General features: G+C 70.8%; 14 protein-coding genes and 1 pseudogene. 6 read left to right on the plus strand and 9 right to left on the minus strand.

Annotated features, from left to right (window positions below):
- The first annotated feature begins 50 nt into the window (after nt 1–50).
- The gene (locus FXO23_RS27510; RefSeq protein WP_158888356.1) at nt 51–1,103 is read left to right on the plus strand and encodes a M48 family metallopeptidase; all 1,053 of its coding nucleotides are present in this window, start codon (nt 51–53) and stop codon (nt 1,101–1,103) included.
- Here the strand turns inward: FXO23_RS27510 and FXO23_RS27515 are convergent.
- The 3 genes from FXO23_RS27515 to FXO23_RS27525 are packed head-to-tail and all read right to left on the minus strand — an operon-like array spanning nt 1,100 to nt 3,021.
- Nucleotides 1,100–1,813, minus strand: coding sequence for an LON peptidase substrate-binding domain-containing protein (locus FXO23_RS27515; RefSeq protein WP_158888357.1), 714 nt, complete (start codon nt 1,811–1,813; stop codon nt 1,100–1,102). The two genes, FXO23_RS27510 and FXO23_RS27515, sit on opposite strands and share 4 nt — an antisense overlap.
- 44 nt (nt 1,814–1,857) lie before the next feature.
- Entirely contained in the window at nt 1,858–2,301 is a 444-nt protein-coding gene (locus FXO23_RS27520; RefSeq protein WP_158888358.1) for a GbsR/MarR family transcriptional regulator, read from the minus strand.
- A gap of 39 nt (nt 2,302–2,340) precedes the next feature.
- Nucleotides 2,341–3,021, minus strand: coding sequence for an NUDIX hydrolase (locus FXO23_RS27525; RefSeq protein ID WP_179956892.1), 681 nt, complete (start codon nt 3,019–3,021; stop codon nt 2,341–2,343).
- A 93-nt stretch (nt 3,022–3,114) separates the two neighbouring features.
- Between FXO23_RS27525 and nadA the strand changes: the two genes are divergently transcribed.
- The 5 genes from nadA (at nt 3,115) to FXO23_RS27550 (ending at nt 9,320) form a co-directional block, all read left to right on the plus strand.
- Nucleotides 3,115–4,134: a quinolinate synthase NadA gene (gene nadA, locus FXO23_RS27530; RefSeq protein WP_158888359.1), complete on the plus strand. Its 1,020-nt coding sequence runs from the start codon at nt 3,115–3,117 to the stop codon at nt 4,132–4,134.
- Nucleotides 4,134–5,810, plus strand: a complete 1,677-nt coding sequence (locus FXO23_RS27535; protein WP_158888360.1) for an L-aspartate oxidase — start codon at nt 4,134–4,136, stop codon at nt 5,808–5,810. The genes nadA and FXO23_RS27535 overlap by 1 nt, the downstream gene beginning before the upstream one ends.
- Complete coding sequence (gene nadC / locus FXO23_RS27540) at nt 5,807–6,700, plus strand: carboxylating nicotinate-nucleotide diphosphorylase (RefSeq protein ID WP_158888361.1); 894 nt, start codon at nt 5,807–5,809, stop codon at nt 6,698–6,700. Before FXO23_RS27535 ends, nadC begins: the two co-directional genes overlap by 4 nt.
- A 110-nt stretch (nt 6,701–6,810) precedes the next feature.
- Nucleotides 6,811–8,151, plus strand: a complete 1,341-nt coding sequence (locus FXO23_RS27545) for a sensor histidine kinase (RefSeq protein WP_246257893.1) — start codon at nt 6,811–6,813, stop codon at nt 8,149–8,151.
- Nucleotides 8,148–9,320, plus strand: coding sequence for a S8 family serine peptidase (locus FXO23_RS27550; protein WP_158888362.1), 1,173 nt, complete (start codon nt 8,148–8,150; stop codon nt 9,318–9,320). The genes FXO23_RS27545 and FXO23_RS27550 overlap by 4 nt, the downstream gene beginning before the upstream one ends.
- 242 nt (nt 9,321–9,562) lie before the next feature.
- On the opposite strand, the pseudogene FXO23_RS52710 reads toward FXO23_RS27550, so the two are convergent.
- The 6 genes and pseudogenes from FXO23_RS52710 to FXO23_RS27585 all read right to left on the minus strand — a co-directional run bounded on the left by FXO23_RS52710 (nt 9,563) and on the right by FXO23_RS27585 (nt 13,998).
- Nucleotides 9,563–10,728: pseudogene (locus tag FXO23_RS52710) on the minus strand (dihydrofolate reductase family protein).
- 463 nt (nt 10,729–11,191) lie between these two features.
- A complete protein-coding gene (locus FXO23_RS27565) occupies nt 11,192–11,566 on the minus strand; it encodes a hypothetical protein (RefSeq protein ID WP_158888365.1) in 375 nt (124 codons plus the stop codon).
- 23 nt (nt 11,567–11,589) lie between these two features.
- Nucleotides 11,590–12,876, minus strand: coding sequence for a WXG100 family type VII secretion target (locus tag FXO23_RS27570; protein ID WP_158888366.1), 1,287 nt, complete (start codon nt 12,874–12,876; stop codon nt 11,590–11,592).
- Nucleotides 12,873–13,172: a hypothetical protein gene (locus FXO23_RS27575; RefSeq protein ID WP_425484912.1), complete on the minus strand. Its 300-nt coding sequence runs from the start codon at nt 13,170–13,172 to the stop codon at nt 12,873–12,875. The genes FXO23_RS27570 and FXO23_RS27575 overlap by 4 nt, the downstream gene beginning before the upstream one ends.
- 142 nt (nt 13,173–13,314) lie before the next feature.
- On the minus strand, nt 13,315–13,617 hold the full coding sequence (locus tag FXO23_RS27580) for a hypothetical protein (protein WP_158888368.1): 303 nt from the start codon (nt 13,615–13,617) through the stop codon (nt 13,315–13,317).
- Between the two features lie 24 nt (nt 13,618–13,641).
- Nucleotides 13,642–13,998, minus strand: coding sequence for a WXG100 family type VII secretion target (locus FXO23_RS27585; protein WP_246257895.1), 357 nt, complete (start codon nt 13,996–13,998; stop codon nt 13,642–13,644).
- Nucleotides 13,999–14,119: the final 121 nt, after the last annotated feature.

Genomic DNA, 14,119 nt, shown 5'->3' on the forward strand with positions numbered 1-14,119 from the left:
GGCGGGTTTTCCGTAGGCTGGCGTCGTCAACTGGAGGGAGACGGCGGACGATGCCGGAAAACAACGAAGTTCAACGATCCAGCACCCGGGTCCGGTTTCCCGGAATCAGCCCGCGGGCTTATGAGCACCCGGTGGATCGGGGCGCGCTGGCGACGCTGCGCATGGTCCCCGGATTCGCCCAGGTTCTCAAGGCGGTGAACGGTTTCTTCAACGAGCGGGGCGAGCGGCTGATGGCGCTGTCCTCGTCGATCCGGGTGGGGGAAAACCAGTATCCGGAGCTGAACCGGCTGCGGCTGGAATGCGCGGAAACCCTGGACGTGGATCCGGTGCCGGATTTGTTCGTGCAGCGCAATCCCCATGTCAGTGCCTCCGCGATCGGGATGGACGAGCCGTTCATCCTGCTCAATTCGGCCACGGTCGAACTGATGTCGACCGACGAACTGCGCGTCGTCATCGGGCACGAGATGGGACACGTGCTTTCCGGGCACGCGGTGTACCGGACCATGCTGGTGCGCCTGGTCAATCTGCAGCTGTCGATGTCCTGGACGCCGGTCAGCGCGCTGGGACTGCGGGCGATCATCGCCGCGCTGCGCGAATGGTTCCGCAAGGCGGAGCTCTCCGCCGATCGGGCCGGATTGCTGTGCTCCCAGGATCCGGCCGCCGCACTGCGCGGCCACATTCTGGCCGCGGGCGGAATCGATCCGTCCACAGTGGATATTCCTTCGTTCCTGAAGCAGGCCGAGGAATACGAGACGGTCGACGATATCCGGGACAGCCTGCTGAAGCTGCGCAACATCGAGCACATGAACCACCCGTTCGCCGTGATGCGCGCGGCGCAGCAGCAGAAATGGGCGGCGTCCGAGGATTATCGCGCGATCCTGGCCGGGCAGTATCCGCGGCGCGAGGACGACCGGCCGACCGCGAGCTGGTCGGACGATCTCAAGTCGGCGGCCAAGTCGTACAAGGATTCCTTCGCCAATTCCACGGATCCGCTGGCCAAGGTGTTCAGCGAGGTGGGCGAGGCGGTTTCCGGCGCGGCCGGGAAGGTGTGGAGCAAGTTCGGCGGAGGTGGCCGGGAAAGCGGCGGCGAGAACGCGAACTAGTTGAGGCTGGGCGGTTTCGCCAGTTCGACGAGTTCGGCGGGCGGCGCCGGAACGGCCCGCAGTGCGGTGAGGAAACCGGCTTCCCGGGTGAGCAGGCGGCAGGCGGTGCGCAACCTGCGCAGCGGGTGGGCTTCCTCCAGCAGCCGTTGCCGATCTTCCAGCGGGAGCAGGCAGTCCGCGGCGAGCAGGTAGGCGAGATCGGCGGGATCGGTGTCGTGCGGCGGCTGTTTCCAGTCCGCGCGGTTCCACGCCGATTCGCAGTACCGGCGGTGCGCCGCCCGTGCGACGCCGCCGAGCTGGGCGGCCGCCTCGCTCGCGCCCGCCGGCAGCGGCTCGTCGGCGAGCCATTCGACCGTGCCGACCAGGTAGGGCGCGCGGGTGGCGTCGATGTCGAGCAGCCGGAACCGCCGGGTGCCGGTGGTGACGATGTCGAACCGCCCGTCCGGCAACCGTTTGGCCTCCCGCAGCAGGGCCGCGCAGCCGGTGGTGTGCACGTGGTCGAGCTCCTCGACCTCCCGCACGAACGGGGACTTGATCGCGACCATGCCGAACAGCCGGTCCGGGACCGCGCCGGTCACCAGGTCCACGGCCAGTTGCCGGTAACGCGGTTCGAACAGGTGCAGCGGCAGGTGCGCCTTCGGCAGCAGCACGGTCTGCAACGGGAACAAGGGCAACGTCGCCCTGGTTCTGCTGCCCGGTGTGTCTGCCACGGCTCCAACGTTAAGGCCTCGGTGGCGTCCTCGCTGGGTGGCGGCTAGCGGGCGCCGAGGTCCTCGGCGAGTTTCGCCAGCCAGGCCGAGGATTCCCGCGCCGTGCGCAGGCGCTGGGTGCGTTCCGGGTCGCCGCCCGCGAGGCGTGCGCCGTCTTCGGCGATGGAACCGAACGCGGCCAGGCCGATCAGCTTGCCCCGCACCACTTTCGTCCACGCGTCGTCTTCGATGCGGTAGTAGGTCGTGCGTTCGCCGGGCCGGGAAACCTTGCGCACCAAGTGAATTGCCAACAGCAATCGCATGTTCGAGGTGAGCGACGCACGGCTGGCGCCGATCGCGGCCGCGATGTCGGCGGCCGACTGTTCGGGCGGGTCGCAGATGAGCAGCCAGCCGAAGATCCGCCCGGTGATCGGGGCCAGGCCCCATTCGTCCGCGCAGAACGACGCGACCCGCTCGACCCATTCGAGCACTTCTTCTTCGACCGGCACGCTTCAGAACGTAATGAAACGGCTAGCCGATTCGCAAGTTCAGGATTTCCCGGCCGGTGGCCGGAACACCGCGAAGGGGTCGGTGACCTGCATGCCTTCGCCGGTGAACGAGAAGAGGGCCGCTGGCCGGCCCCCGCTGCGACCGGGGGGCGCGGTGTCGCCGGTGGGGGAGAGCAGGCCGCGGCGGGACAGCACGCGCTGGAGGTTGGTCGCCGACACCCGGTAGCCCAGCGCCGCGGAGTACAGCTCGCGCAGCGCGGAGATGGTGAACTCCGCCGGCGCGAGGGCGAAGCCGAGGTTGGTGTAGCACAGCTTCGACCGCAGCCGGTCCCGCGCGCGCAGGATGATCGCCCGGTGGTCGAAGGCCGTGCGGGGGAGGTCCTGGACGTCGTGCCATTCGGTGTCCTCGGGCACCTCCGGATCGACGTCCGAGGGCACCAGGCCGAGGAACGCGGTGGCCACCACGCGGGGGCCGGGCACCCGGTCCGGGGCGCTGAACACGGCGAGCTGTTCGACGTGCTTGAGCTGCTGGATGTCCACCTTCTCGGCGAGCTGGCGGCGGATCGAGGTCTCCACGTCCTCATCCGGCCGCAACCGGCCGCCGGGCAGCGACCACCGGCCGATGTGGGGGTCCAGCGCGCGCCGCCAGAGCAGAACCCGCAGTGACGAGTGTTCACGCGGCGTTGATGTGGCGCAACGCACCTGTAGAACGACCCCCAGAACCTCGTGTGCCAGGGGGGCGCTGCTGTTAATATGACTTCGCACGGTTTTCGATTGTAAGGCGAAAACCTACCGTGGTCGAGGAGGGGCCCGATGGCTCACACACAGACTTTGGAGGCGGCCGATCTGGCCCCGTTCGACGGGGTCGAACCGGACGCGGCGTGGGCGGAGGAGGTGCGCCGGCTCGCGCGCGAACGCGACGCCGTGCTGCTGGCGCACAACTACCAGGTCCCAGCCATTCAGGACATCGCCGACCACACCGGTGATTCCCTCGCGCTGAGCCGGATCGCGGCGGCGAGCGACGCGTCGACGATCGTCTTCTGCGGCGTCCACTTCATGGCCGAGACCGCGAAGATCCTGTCCCCGGACAAGACCGTGCTCATCCCGGACGCGCGAGCCGGCTGCTCGCTCGCCGATTCGATCACCGGCGAGCAGTTGCGCGCCTGGAAGGCCGAGCACCCGGGCGCCGTGGTGGTGTCCTATGTGAACACCACCGCCGAGGTGAAGGCGGAGACCGACATCTGCTGCACCTCGTCCAACGCGGTCGACGTGGTGGCCTCGATCCCGGCGGATCGCGAGGTGCTGTTCCTGCCCGACCAGTTCCTCGGCGCGCACGTCAAGCGCAAGACGGGCCGGGAGAACCTGCACGTCTGGGCGGGCGAGTGCCATGTGCACGCCGGGATCAACGGCGCCGAACTGTCCGAGCGCGCGGCCGCCAATCCGGACGCGGACCTGTTCATCCACCCGGAATGCGGCTGCGCGACCTCGGCGCTCTACCTGGCCGGCGAGGGGGCCGTCGCGGCGGACAAGGTGAAGATCCTGTCCACCGGGGACATGGTGCACGAGGCGCGCGACACCAAGGCGCGGTCGGTGCTGGTGGCCACCGAGATCGGCATGCTGCACCAGCTGCGCAAGGCCGCGCCGGAGATCGACTTCCGCGCGGTGAACGACCGGGCGTCCTGCCGGTTCATGAAGATGATCACTCCGGCGGCGCTGCTGCGGTGCCTGCGCGAGGGCGCCGACGAGGTGCACGTCGACCCGGAGACCGCGAAGCGCGCGGAGGCTTCCGTGCGCCGGATGATCGAGATCGGGCAGCCCGGCGGCGGCGAGTGATGTCACCGGTTAACTACTCTCAGTCGAAAACCGGACCGGGAGTGGGAGCTGACACCTCGCCGTGCTGGGAGGCCCGGGCCGATCTTGTGGTGATCGGCAGCGGGGTCGCGGGCCTGACCGCCGCGCTGCGCGCGCAGGCCGCCGGGCTGCGCGTCCTGGTCGTCACCAAGGCGGCGGTGGCGGACGGCAACACTCGGTGGGCGCAGGGCGGCGTGGCGGTCGTGCTGGACGGCGAACACGACGAGGGGGATTCGGTCACCCGGCACGCCGAGGACACCCTGGCCGCGGGGGTCGGGCTGTGCGACGCGGGCGCGGTGCGGTCGATCCTGGCCAGCGGCCCGGCCGCGGTCGCCCGGCTGCGCGCCCGGGGCGCCCGCTTCGATCCGGCGGGTTCCGGCTCGGACCTGCTGGCGCGGACCCGGGAGGGCGGGCACACCGCGTTCCGGGTGATCCACGCCGGCGGCGACGCGACCGGGGCCGAGGTGGAGCGCACGCTGGTCGCCGCGGCGACCGGGCACCGGCTTCCGGTGCTGGAACGGCATATCGCGGTCGACGCGCTGCGCACCCCGCTCGGTGAGGTCGCCGGGGTGAGTGTGCTGGACCCGAACGGCGTGCCCGGGGTGCTGCGCGCCCCGGCGGTGCTGCTCGCCACCGGAGGGCTCGGGCAGCTCTACCAGGCCACGTCCAATCCGGAGATCGCCACCGGGGACGGGCTCGCGCTGGCGCTGCGGGCCGGGGCGCAGGCCGCGGACGTGGAGTTCGTGCAGTTCCACCCGACCGTGCTGTACACGCCCGGCGCCCGTGGCCGGCTTCCGCTGGTCACCGAGGCGGTGCGCGGCGAGGGTGCGACGCTGCTCGACGCGACCGGTGCGCCGGTGATGCGGGACGTGCATCCGCTCGGGGACCTGGCGCCGCGGGACGTCGTGTCGGCGGCCATCACGCGCCGGATGGCGCTGGCGCCGGGCGGGGTCGACGATCACGTCTTCTTGGACGCCACCGGGATTTCCGATTTCGCGCGCCGGTTCCCGACGGTGCACGCGGCCTGCCGGACGATCGGCGTCGACCCGGCGGCCGAGCCGATCCCGGTGACCCCGGCGGCGCATTTCGCGTGCGGGGGCGTGGTCACCGGGGTCGACGGCCGGACCTCGGTGCCGGGGTTGTACGCGGCGGGCGAGGTCGCGCGCACCGGTTTGCACGGCGCGAACCGGCTGGCGTCGAACAGCCTGCTCGAGGGGCTGGTGGTCGGCGAGCGGGTGGCCGACGCGGTCGGCGCCGATCTCGCCGCGGGGCTGCTCGGTGACCCGAAACACGCCTGCTCACCCGAACGCACGACGGCGCGGATCGCCGAACGGGACGCCCTGCAACGGGTGATGAGCCGGTACGCCGCGATCGGCCGGGACGCCGAAGGGCTCTCGGTCGTCGGTTCCGTGCTGGATCTGTCTACTGTGGAATGTCCACTGAGTACTCAGGAGGCGGTGGAGGACGCCGCGCTCACCCTGGTGGCGCAGGCGCTGGTGGCGGCGGCGACGCGGCGGACCGAATCGCGTGGTTGCCATGTGCGCACCGATTATCCCAGCCGCGACGACCGGTCGTGGCGACGTGGCCAGCTGATCCGGCTCAACCCGTCCGGGCAGCCGGTGCTGGCCGATCCGATTCTCGTTGAGGGAGCGGCATGAATTTCGAGTTTTCCAGCCTGGTCCAAGCCGAACTCGTGCACGCCGGCCTGGACACCGGCGACGTCAGACGGGTGATCGAGACCGCCCTGGAAGAGGATCTGCGCTACGGACCCGATGCCACCACGGCGGCCACGGTGTCCCCGGACGCCTCGGCGCTCGCCGAGATCACGCCGCGGGTCACCGGGACGGTCGCCGGGATTCCGGTGGCGCTCGCGGTGTTCGACGCGGTGCTGCGGGACGAGTACGAGGTGCTGGGCCGGCGGGACGACGGCAGCCGGCTGATCGCCGGCGAACCGGCGCTGGTGCTGCAGGGTTCCGTGCGGGGCCTGCTGACCGCGGAGCGCACGGCGTTGAACCTGCTGTGCCACCTGTCCGGGATCGCGAGCGCCACCGCGGCGTGGGTGTCCGCCGTGGACGGCACCGGCTGCGCCATCCGGGATTCCCGCAAGACCCTGCCGGGCCTGCGGTTGCTGCAGAAGTACGCGGTGCGATGCGGTGGCGGGGAGAACCACCGGATGGGCCTCGGGGACGCGGTGCTCATCAAGGACAACCACGTGGTGGCCGCGGGTTCGGTCACCGCGGCGCTCAAGGCGGCCCGCGACCACGCCGAGCACCTGGCTTGCGAGGTGGAAGTGGACGATCTGGAGCAGTTGGAGGAAGCCCTCGCCGCCGAGGCGGACGAGGTGCTGCTGGACAACTTCACCCCCGAGATGTGCACGCGCGCGGTGCTCCGGCGGGACGAGGTGTCCCCGAAGACCAGGCTGGAGGCGTCCGGCGGGCTGAAACTGGTGAACGCGCGGGTCTACGCCCAGTCCGGAGTGGACTATTTGTCGGTAGGCGGGCTGACCCATTCGGCCGATGCCATGGACCTCGGGATGGATCTGCGCTGAACTCTGGCAAAAGGCTCAAGTCGATACCCGGTTAGTGGTTGTCCGATCCCGGTTTCCTTGTTAGATGTACTCCTTTCTGGGGGTTCAAGGGGGAGAAGGGAAAACGGCGGATGCCTTCGGTCGGGGAGCCGATGCCGGTGCGGGAAGCGAATTTTCTGCTCGCCTTGCTGAGACAGGGGGCGCCGGTCATCGCGGCCACTCCGAACGAGCTCCCGGCCGGCCTGGACGATCCGACCCCGGTGTCCGCGGTGCACCGGATCAGCGCGCTGGCCGCCACGGATGCCGCGGCGCCGCGGGATCCGCTGATGGTGCGGGCGACCCGCTACGCGGTGCTCTTGCCGCTGGCGTACCGGATCGTGCTGATTCCGGTGGTGTGGCTGTGGCTGGTCGCGGCGTTCGGTTTCGGGGAGGTGCATTCCGCGACCGCGGTCGCCGCGGTCGCCGTGCTGAGCAATGTCGGCTCGCTGATCTGGGTGTTGCGGGTGCCCGATCGCAGCGGGGCCGTCACGCGCAACCTGCTTTACGCCGATGTCGTGTTCGCGCTGGCGGCGAATGTGCTGGTGAGCGCGACCGTGCCGGGTGATTTGTACGCGCGGGCCACCTGGGTGCCGTGGATCTACCTGAGCGGCACGGTGGCGTTGTGGACGGTTTCCCGCGGCGTGCCGGCCGGTTTGTTCCTCGTGGCGCTGAGCGCGCCGCTGCAGGCGGTGATGCTGTGGACCAGCGATCTGCCCCGGATCACCACGATCGAGGTGGCCGGGGCGGTGAGCGGAACGGGAATGCTGCTGGTCGCGGTGGTCACCGCGGTCGGCGCGCTGATCCTGGTGGGGCTCGGCACGCGCCTGGCGCTCGCGATCGGGTTGCGGCGCGGCCGGACGGCCGAACGGGCCCGCGCCGATCGGTTCCTGCACGACACCGTGTTGCAGTCGCTGGAAGCCATGGCGCTGACCTCGGCCGACGACGCGGCCGATCCCGGCGGGCAGCTGGCCAGGCTTCGGGGCCTGGCCCGGGCGCAGGCCACCGAATTGCGCCGCGGGCTGGACAAACCGGAGGAACCCCAGCCGTCGCACGGGCTGGGCGAGGAACTCGCGGCGCTGGCCACCGAGATGGCCCGGGACGGGCTGCGCGCGCAGCTGGTGTTCGCCGATCTGCACGACGACGCGTTGTCCGAGGTGCGCCGGATCGCGGTGCGGGACGCCGTGCGCGAGGCGCTGCGGAACACGATCAAACACGCGGGCACCCGGAAGGTCGTGGTGCGCCTGGAGGAGCGGGAGGGTGGCATCGCGGTGATCGCGCGGGACCACGGGGTCGGTTACGACGAATCCGAGCGGCCGCCCGGGTTCGGGGTGAGCAAGTCGATGAAGGCGCGGCTGGCCGAGGTCGGTGGCCGGTGCACGGTGGAGTCCCGGCCGGGGCACGGCACCCGGGTGACGTTGTGGGTGCCCCGGTGAGGCGGGCCGCCGCGGCACTGGCCGCCGGGGCGGCGGTGTTCGCCGCGTGCCCGATCCCGGTCGCCGCGGCGGAGCCCGCCTGCGCCCATCCGTCGGGGGTGTACTCCGGTCCGGTGCCGTGGGGACAGCGGCTGGTGGATCCGGCGCGGATCTGGCCGTTGACCAAGGGGACCGGGCAGACGGTGGCGGTCATCGGCACCGGTGTCGACGGCCGCAACGCGCAGTTCGACGCGAGCCGGCTGACCGGCGCCGACGGCGACTGCGACGGCCGGGGCACGATCGCGGCGGGGATCATCGCCGCGCAGCCGAATCCGCGCACGACGTTCACCGGGATCGCTCCGGACGCCCGGGTGCTGGCGATCCCGTACGACCAGGGCTCCGGTTCCGGCGGCGACTCCCCGGACGCCCTGGCCGGCGCGATCGATGCGGCGAGCGCCGCGCATGCCGGGGTGATCCTGGTCGCCGTGCCCGCGGCCTCGAACAGTCCCGCGCTGACCACCGCGGTGGCGTCCGCCCGGTCCCGGGGCGCGGTGATCGTCTCCGCGGCGGCGGGCACCCAGGCGGGGGCGTCGAGCTATCCGACCGCGTCCCCGGGCGTGCTCGCGGTCGGTTCGGTGAACCAGGCGGGCGAACCGGCGCAGCAGGAGGCCGGCGCGTACCTGGGTTTGTCCGCCCCGGGCGCGGACCTGGTCAGCACGTCGGCGGGCGCCTCCGGGACTCCCGCGCACCGCTGGCCGGTCACCGACCCGAGCCTGGCCGCCGCCTACGTCGCGGGCACGGCGGCCCTGGCGCGGGCCTATCACCCGGAGCTGACCCCGGACCAGGTGGTCACCCGGTTGACCCTGACCGCGAACCGCCCGCCTTCGGGCACCCACGATCCGCGCCGCGGCTGGGGCCTGCTGGACGCCTACGCCGCGGTTTCCGCGGTGATCCCGCCCGGCGCCCCGGGCCCGGGAGTGCCCGCGGCGGCCCCGCGGCCGGGTTCGGTGGTTCCGGCCGCGGCCGCCCAGCCACCCGCCACCGACCGTCTCGCCGGGGTGCTCGCGCTGTCCGGTGTCGGCGCCGCCGCGGCCGCCGGGATCGCGGTCGCCGCGATCCGCCGTGGCCGCGCACGCGGCTGGCGACCCGGCTTTCGTGAGCGTTCCGGCCGGTTCTCACCTCCTGTCTGAGTTCAGGACATCGCCGACAGTTGATGTTTCCGGACCTCACGGACACTGACCGGCCTGTCGGCGTGGTGCCCAGTGCTGTTGCGGTGATCATGCGGTGCTGAGCGGAGCAGGGTTGTCGATGGATCCTGAGTTCGTCGCCGAAGTCGCCTGCGGGCCCGTAAGGAACTCGACGACGAAGGCCGCGACCACGGGCCGATCTCCATCCGCCGGCGGCTAGCGGCGGTTCTCACCGCCCTGAGCACTCACGACTCCGCCTCGGGTGCCTGATCCTCGCCGACGCCGGGGAGGTGCGCGTTGGTCTGCCGGACCAGGTGGGCCAGCTCCGGCACCTCGATGACTTCCCGCCCGGCGTCCCGCAGCAGTTCCGCGCCCACGCAGTCGACGAACAGCGCCGGTTCCCGCCACGCGAACACCACTCGCGGGATGGCGGTGTTCAGGATGTGCCGGGTGCAGGTGACCGGACGGGACGCCCTGCTGCTGCACGGTTCGAGCGAGCTGTAGATCGTCGCCCCGGCCAGCCGGGGGTCGTCCGGCCGGAGTTTCGCCAGCGCGGCTTCCTCGGCGTGGTCGTGCGGATCGGTTTCGCCGGAGTACCCCGTCGCCAGCACCCGGTCTTCGCCGTCGGTGACCACGGCGCCGACCCGGAAGGTGGCAGACGGCGGGCATTTCTCGGCGAGGTCGATGGCTTCCCGCAACCGCACCAGGTCTCGCGCACTTGCCTCGGTCATGCCCTCGCCCCCGTCAGGTACCGCAACAGGACCACGTCTCCCATCCGCCGGGTCTCCGCCAGCGTCAGCGGCCGCCCCGGGCCGTTCACGAACCGTCCGGGTTGGACGAACCGCGGCGCCGCCGCATCCCCGACGAAGAACGGCGCGATGACGAGGTGCACCTCGTCCACCAGATCTTCGGTGAGGAAGAGCGTGTGCACCGCCCCGCCCCCTTCGACCAGCAGCCGCCGCACTCCGCGCCCCGCCAGATCCGCGAGCACCCCGGCCAGGTCGAACGGCTCACCGCCGTCAACCACGACCGCCCGGCCCCCGAGCCGCCCGGTCACCGCCGCGACCGCTCCACTCGGGACATACACCAGTTTGTCGCCGTTGCCCTCGGTGAAGAACCGCGCCGCCGGATCCAGCTCGCCGTTCCGGCTGAGGGTGACCTTCACCGGCGACTCGGGAAGCCCCTTGTCCACGCGCCCTTGCCGCCGCTCGGCCGACCGCACCGCCAGCCGGGGGTTGTCCACCCGAACCGTGTTCGCCCCGACCAGGATGGCGTCCACCCCGGCCCGAACTTCGTCGACCCGATCGAAGTCCTCGTCGTTCGACAGCAGCAGCCGATCGTCGCTCGCGTCGTCGAGGTAACCGTCCAACGAGACGGCCGCGGAGAGCAGGACGTACGGGCGATCACTCACGCCTCGAAGTCTGCCAGCTCAGCCGACCCGCCGCCGTTCGCCTGGTGGCGCGTTGAGTCCACGATCCATGGGTGCCTCCCTTCGCTGTGATGGATGTGCCGATGCCGCCAGCAAGACCGACCCTACATCGTTTCGAACACCAGTTCGATACCCGGATGGGTGAATTTGGGCGGGGGAATCGCGGCGCCGAATGCCGCATTGGGTGCGCGGGACGCGCCGAAGGCCGCATTTGACGCCCGCCTACTCCTGGAACGGAACTCGGGCTACCGAAACGGGGAACACACGCGACCGGCCACACACTGAGAGAACCTCAGCGGGAAGGCGAGCATGAATGCGACCTTCGGTGCGCGTGCGGGTACCGCGACGACACCAATGCGGCATTGGGGACGTTGAAGGTACCCAACGCCGCATTGGGTACCTCCGAACACCACCCGAGATTCGATGTGTAATTCGCGGGGGCGGATCAGGGGTCGGTGGGGACGCAGCGGGTGGAGCCGATGATGGCGACGTCGCCGCCGGTTCGGGCGACGTGGACGTTCACCTGGGCGCCGTCCCGGAAGAACTGGACCACGAATTCCCGCTCGTTCCCGCGATCCTTCGACTGCCAGCCCATTTTCCACATCGACGGCAGCACGGTGTAGGCGAGGTTCTCGCGCGCCCCCTCCGGCGCGTCGAGTCGCACCCCGTACTGCCAGCGGATCAGCCGTCCCGAGTCGCCGGGAGGGCAGTCGAGGTCGCCGTCCACGGTCGCGCTGCTCGCCCCGCCGAACATGGACGCGACCTCGTCCACCACATTGTGCAGTTCCGTCGCCAGCATCCCGAGTTCGATGGTCGCCATTGATCCCCCCATAAGAAAACCGGTTAACGCGTTTCCGGCTCCTCACCGATGACCGTCGGCGCCACGACCGACGATTCGCCCCACACGTCCTCGGTTTCCACCAGCCACGGCGGAATGCGCCGGCCCGAACCGAGATCGCCGCCGCCCATGCCCATCGGCATGAACGGCATCATCGGCATCGCCGATTTCGCCGCGGCCGCACCGGCGGCTCCCGCCGCGCCGCCCGCCAGGCCGCTCAACGGGTTCCCGCCACCGGGCGCCCCGGCCAGCCCGGAATGGGCGGCGGGCTCGGCCCCACCGGGCACGCCCGCACCACCCACGGCACCGCCGATCGCCCCGGTGTCGATACCGCCGCCGACCCCGGCGCCACCACCGAGACCACCAAGGTCACCCGTGGCGGGCGCGGGCGAACCGGCCGTGCCCTGCTCCTTGCCCTTGTCCTTGTCCGCGGGCTTCTTCCCACCGGCCCACGACGGAACCTTCGGCATCACCAGCCCGAACCGGCCGAACGCCGCCGCCGACGCCGCCGCGAGCCCGGCGGTGAACATGTCCCCGAACAACGGGCTGCTCTTCGGCGCCGAAGGGGCCGCGCCGCCGGGAACGCCGCCCCCGCCGGGGCCGGGCGCCGGGCGCGGTTCACCGGGCGCCACCGACGGGCTCCCCGGCGCGGGACCCACGAGACCGCTGCCGGGCGCGCCACCGCCACCGGTGCCGCCGCCCGCGTTCGGGACCTCGGCGGCGTTCGGCGAGGCCGGGATCGATTCCTCGGCGCTCGTGTACTCCCCGGCCAGGTTCGTCATCACCACGATCGCCTTGCTGTGCGCGGCACTCGCCGCGTTCGCCGCCTGCTGCTGCGCTTCGACGTTCGCGAGGGCCGCGGCACGCGCCCGCGCGGCGTTCAGCACCGTTTCCTGGGACGCGTCCGGCGGCAGCAGCGGCGGATTCGCGGCCAGCGCGAGATCACCGGGCGCCACCTCCGGGACGTCGACCGGCGGCGGCATCTGCGCCTTCGCCTTGTCCAGCGCGTCGGCCGCGTCCTCGATGAGGTCCCGCATCGCGTTCGCGGTCTGCGCGACCTTGCGGATGCCGCCGATCAGATCGGTCATCATCGTGGCGTACTTGTCCGCGGCGCCCCCGGTCCAGCTGCCGTGGAAGTCGGTCAGCTCGGTGGCCAGGTTCTCGGCCTGCTCGAACAACCCGATCCCGGTCGACTCCCATTTCCCGGCCGCGCTCCGGGCGGACGCCGAATCTCCCGCCTGCAGCATGGCGTACAGCTGCTGGTGGCTGTACGCGGCGAAGTTCGTGGTCATCCCCAGGGGCCTTCCTCGGTAGCGGAGTTCCGCAGCGCGTCGGCGACGGTCCGGTCGGCGTGCTCGTACCCGTCGGCGACGGTCGTGGTGACGTCCTGCGCGAACGTGAGCGCACCCTTGACCTGGTCCAGCAGGCCCTGCATTTCCGTCACGGCCTCGAAGTGGGCCGCGGACAAGGATTTCGCCTCGCCGAACTCACCGAGCGGCATCGACTCGGTGACGAGGGTCCGCAGGAAATCATTGGGTTTCGCCATGCCGTGCAGCTGGGTTTCCAGCTCCCGCACGAAATCGGTCAACGATTGCAGATGAACGTAATAGGACTGGTCGTACATCGAACCCCCCGGTTCCTCGGTGGACGGGCGCGTTCATGGCAAAGGCCGGTTGACCGGTGCGGGCGGGGTGACCCCGCACCGGTCAACCGACGGTGGATCGCGGTGATCAGACCGCGAAGTAGCTGGTGTTCTTGTTCTCCAGGGCGTGCTGCAGGTCGTGCGCCTCGCTGACCTTCCCCCCGAACTGGGCGATGATGCCCACGATTTCGGCGGTCGCGGCCCGCAGCCGGGTCTCGGACGCCTCGGCGGCCTGGCCGGCGGAGCTGCCCGAGGCGTACCAGGTGGCCTTGATCGGCTGCAGGTTGCTCTGCAGCTGTTCCAGTTGCTGGGTCAGCGCCTTGGCCTTGGCGGCCAGCGACGCGGAACTGTGCTGCAGCGCGGCGAAATTGACTTCGACGACGTCAGCCATGGTGGAGTCTCCTCTCTGGATTGGTCAGTGCGCGCCCGAAAGGCGGCCGAGGACCGCACCACCGGCGTCCGAGGCGATGTTCGAAACACCGCGCAGCTGCTGGGAAACGTCGGCGTCGCCGCTGCCGTAGTTGTGGAAGCTCTGGTTGACCAGGGTGGACATGGTGTCCAGTTCCTTGACGGCCAGCGCCATCTTCTCCTGGAGCCTGCGCTGCAGATCCCAGAACGCGATCGCCTGGTCTCCCTTGTAGTTGCGCAGCGTTTCGGTCAGCTCGGTCTCCAAACTGGCCATGGTCGTCTTGGCGTTCGACGCGGTTTCCTCGAACCCCTGGACCGCGCGCGACATCGCAGCGGCATCACTCTGGTAACCGGCACTGCTCACGGGCGGGCCACCTCCTCTCAACTCGCCGGAAATCTCGGTCAGTGCCGGGGTTGTCCCGCCACTCACGGTGAGCCATACGCTAGGAAATACGGTCGGGTGGTCAAACGGCACAACTGCCGGT

The sequence above is a fragment of the Amycolatopsis anabasis genome (assembly GCF_009765355.1).
Taxonomy (GTDB): Bacteria; Actinomycetota; Actinomycetes; order Mycobacteriales; family Pseudonocardiaceae; genus Amycolatopsis; species Amycolatopsis anabasis.

Coding starts and splice junctions, on each gene's coding strand:
- FXO23_RS27510 (WP_158888356.1), top strand. CDS start 51: ATGCCGGAAAACAACGAAGTTCAACGATCCAGCACCCGGGTCCGGTTT.
- nadA (WP_158888359.1), top strand. CDS start 3,115: ATGGCTCACACACAGACTTTGGAGGCGGCCGATCTGGCCCCGTTCGAC.
- FXO23_RS27535 (WP_158888360.1), top strand. CDS start 4,134: ATGTCACCGGTTAACTACTCTCAGTCGAAAACCGGACCGGGAGTGGGA.
- nadC (WP_158888361.1), top strand. CDS start 5,807: ATGAATTTCGAGTTTTCCAGCCTGGTCCAAGCCGAACTCGTGCACGCC.
- FXO23_RS27545 (WP_246257893.1), top strand. CDS start 6,811: ATGCCTTCGGTCGGGGAGCCGATGCCGGTGCGGGAAGCGAATTTTCTG.
- FXO23_RS27565 (WP_158888365.1), bottom strand. CDS start 11,566: ATGGCGACCATCGAACTCGGGATGCTGGCGACGGAACTGCACAATGTG.
- FXO23_RS27570 (WP_158888366.1), bottom strand. CDS start 12,876: ATGACCACGAACTTCGCCGCGTACAGCCACCAGCAGCTGTACGCCATG.
- FXO23_RS27580 (WP_158888368.1), bottom strand. CDS start 13,617: ATGGCTGACGTCGTCGAAGTCAATTTCGCCGCGCTGCAGCACAGTTCC.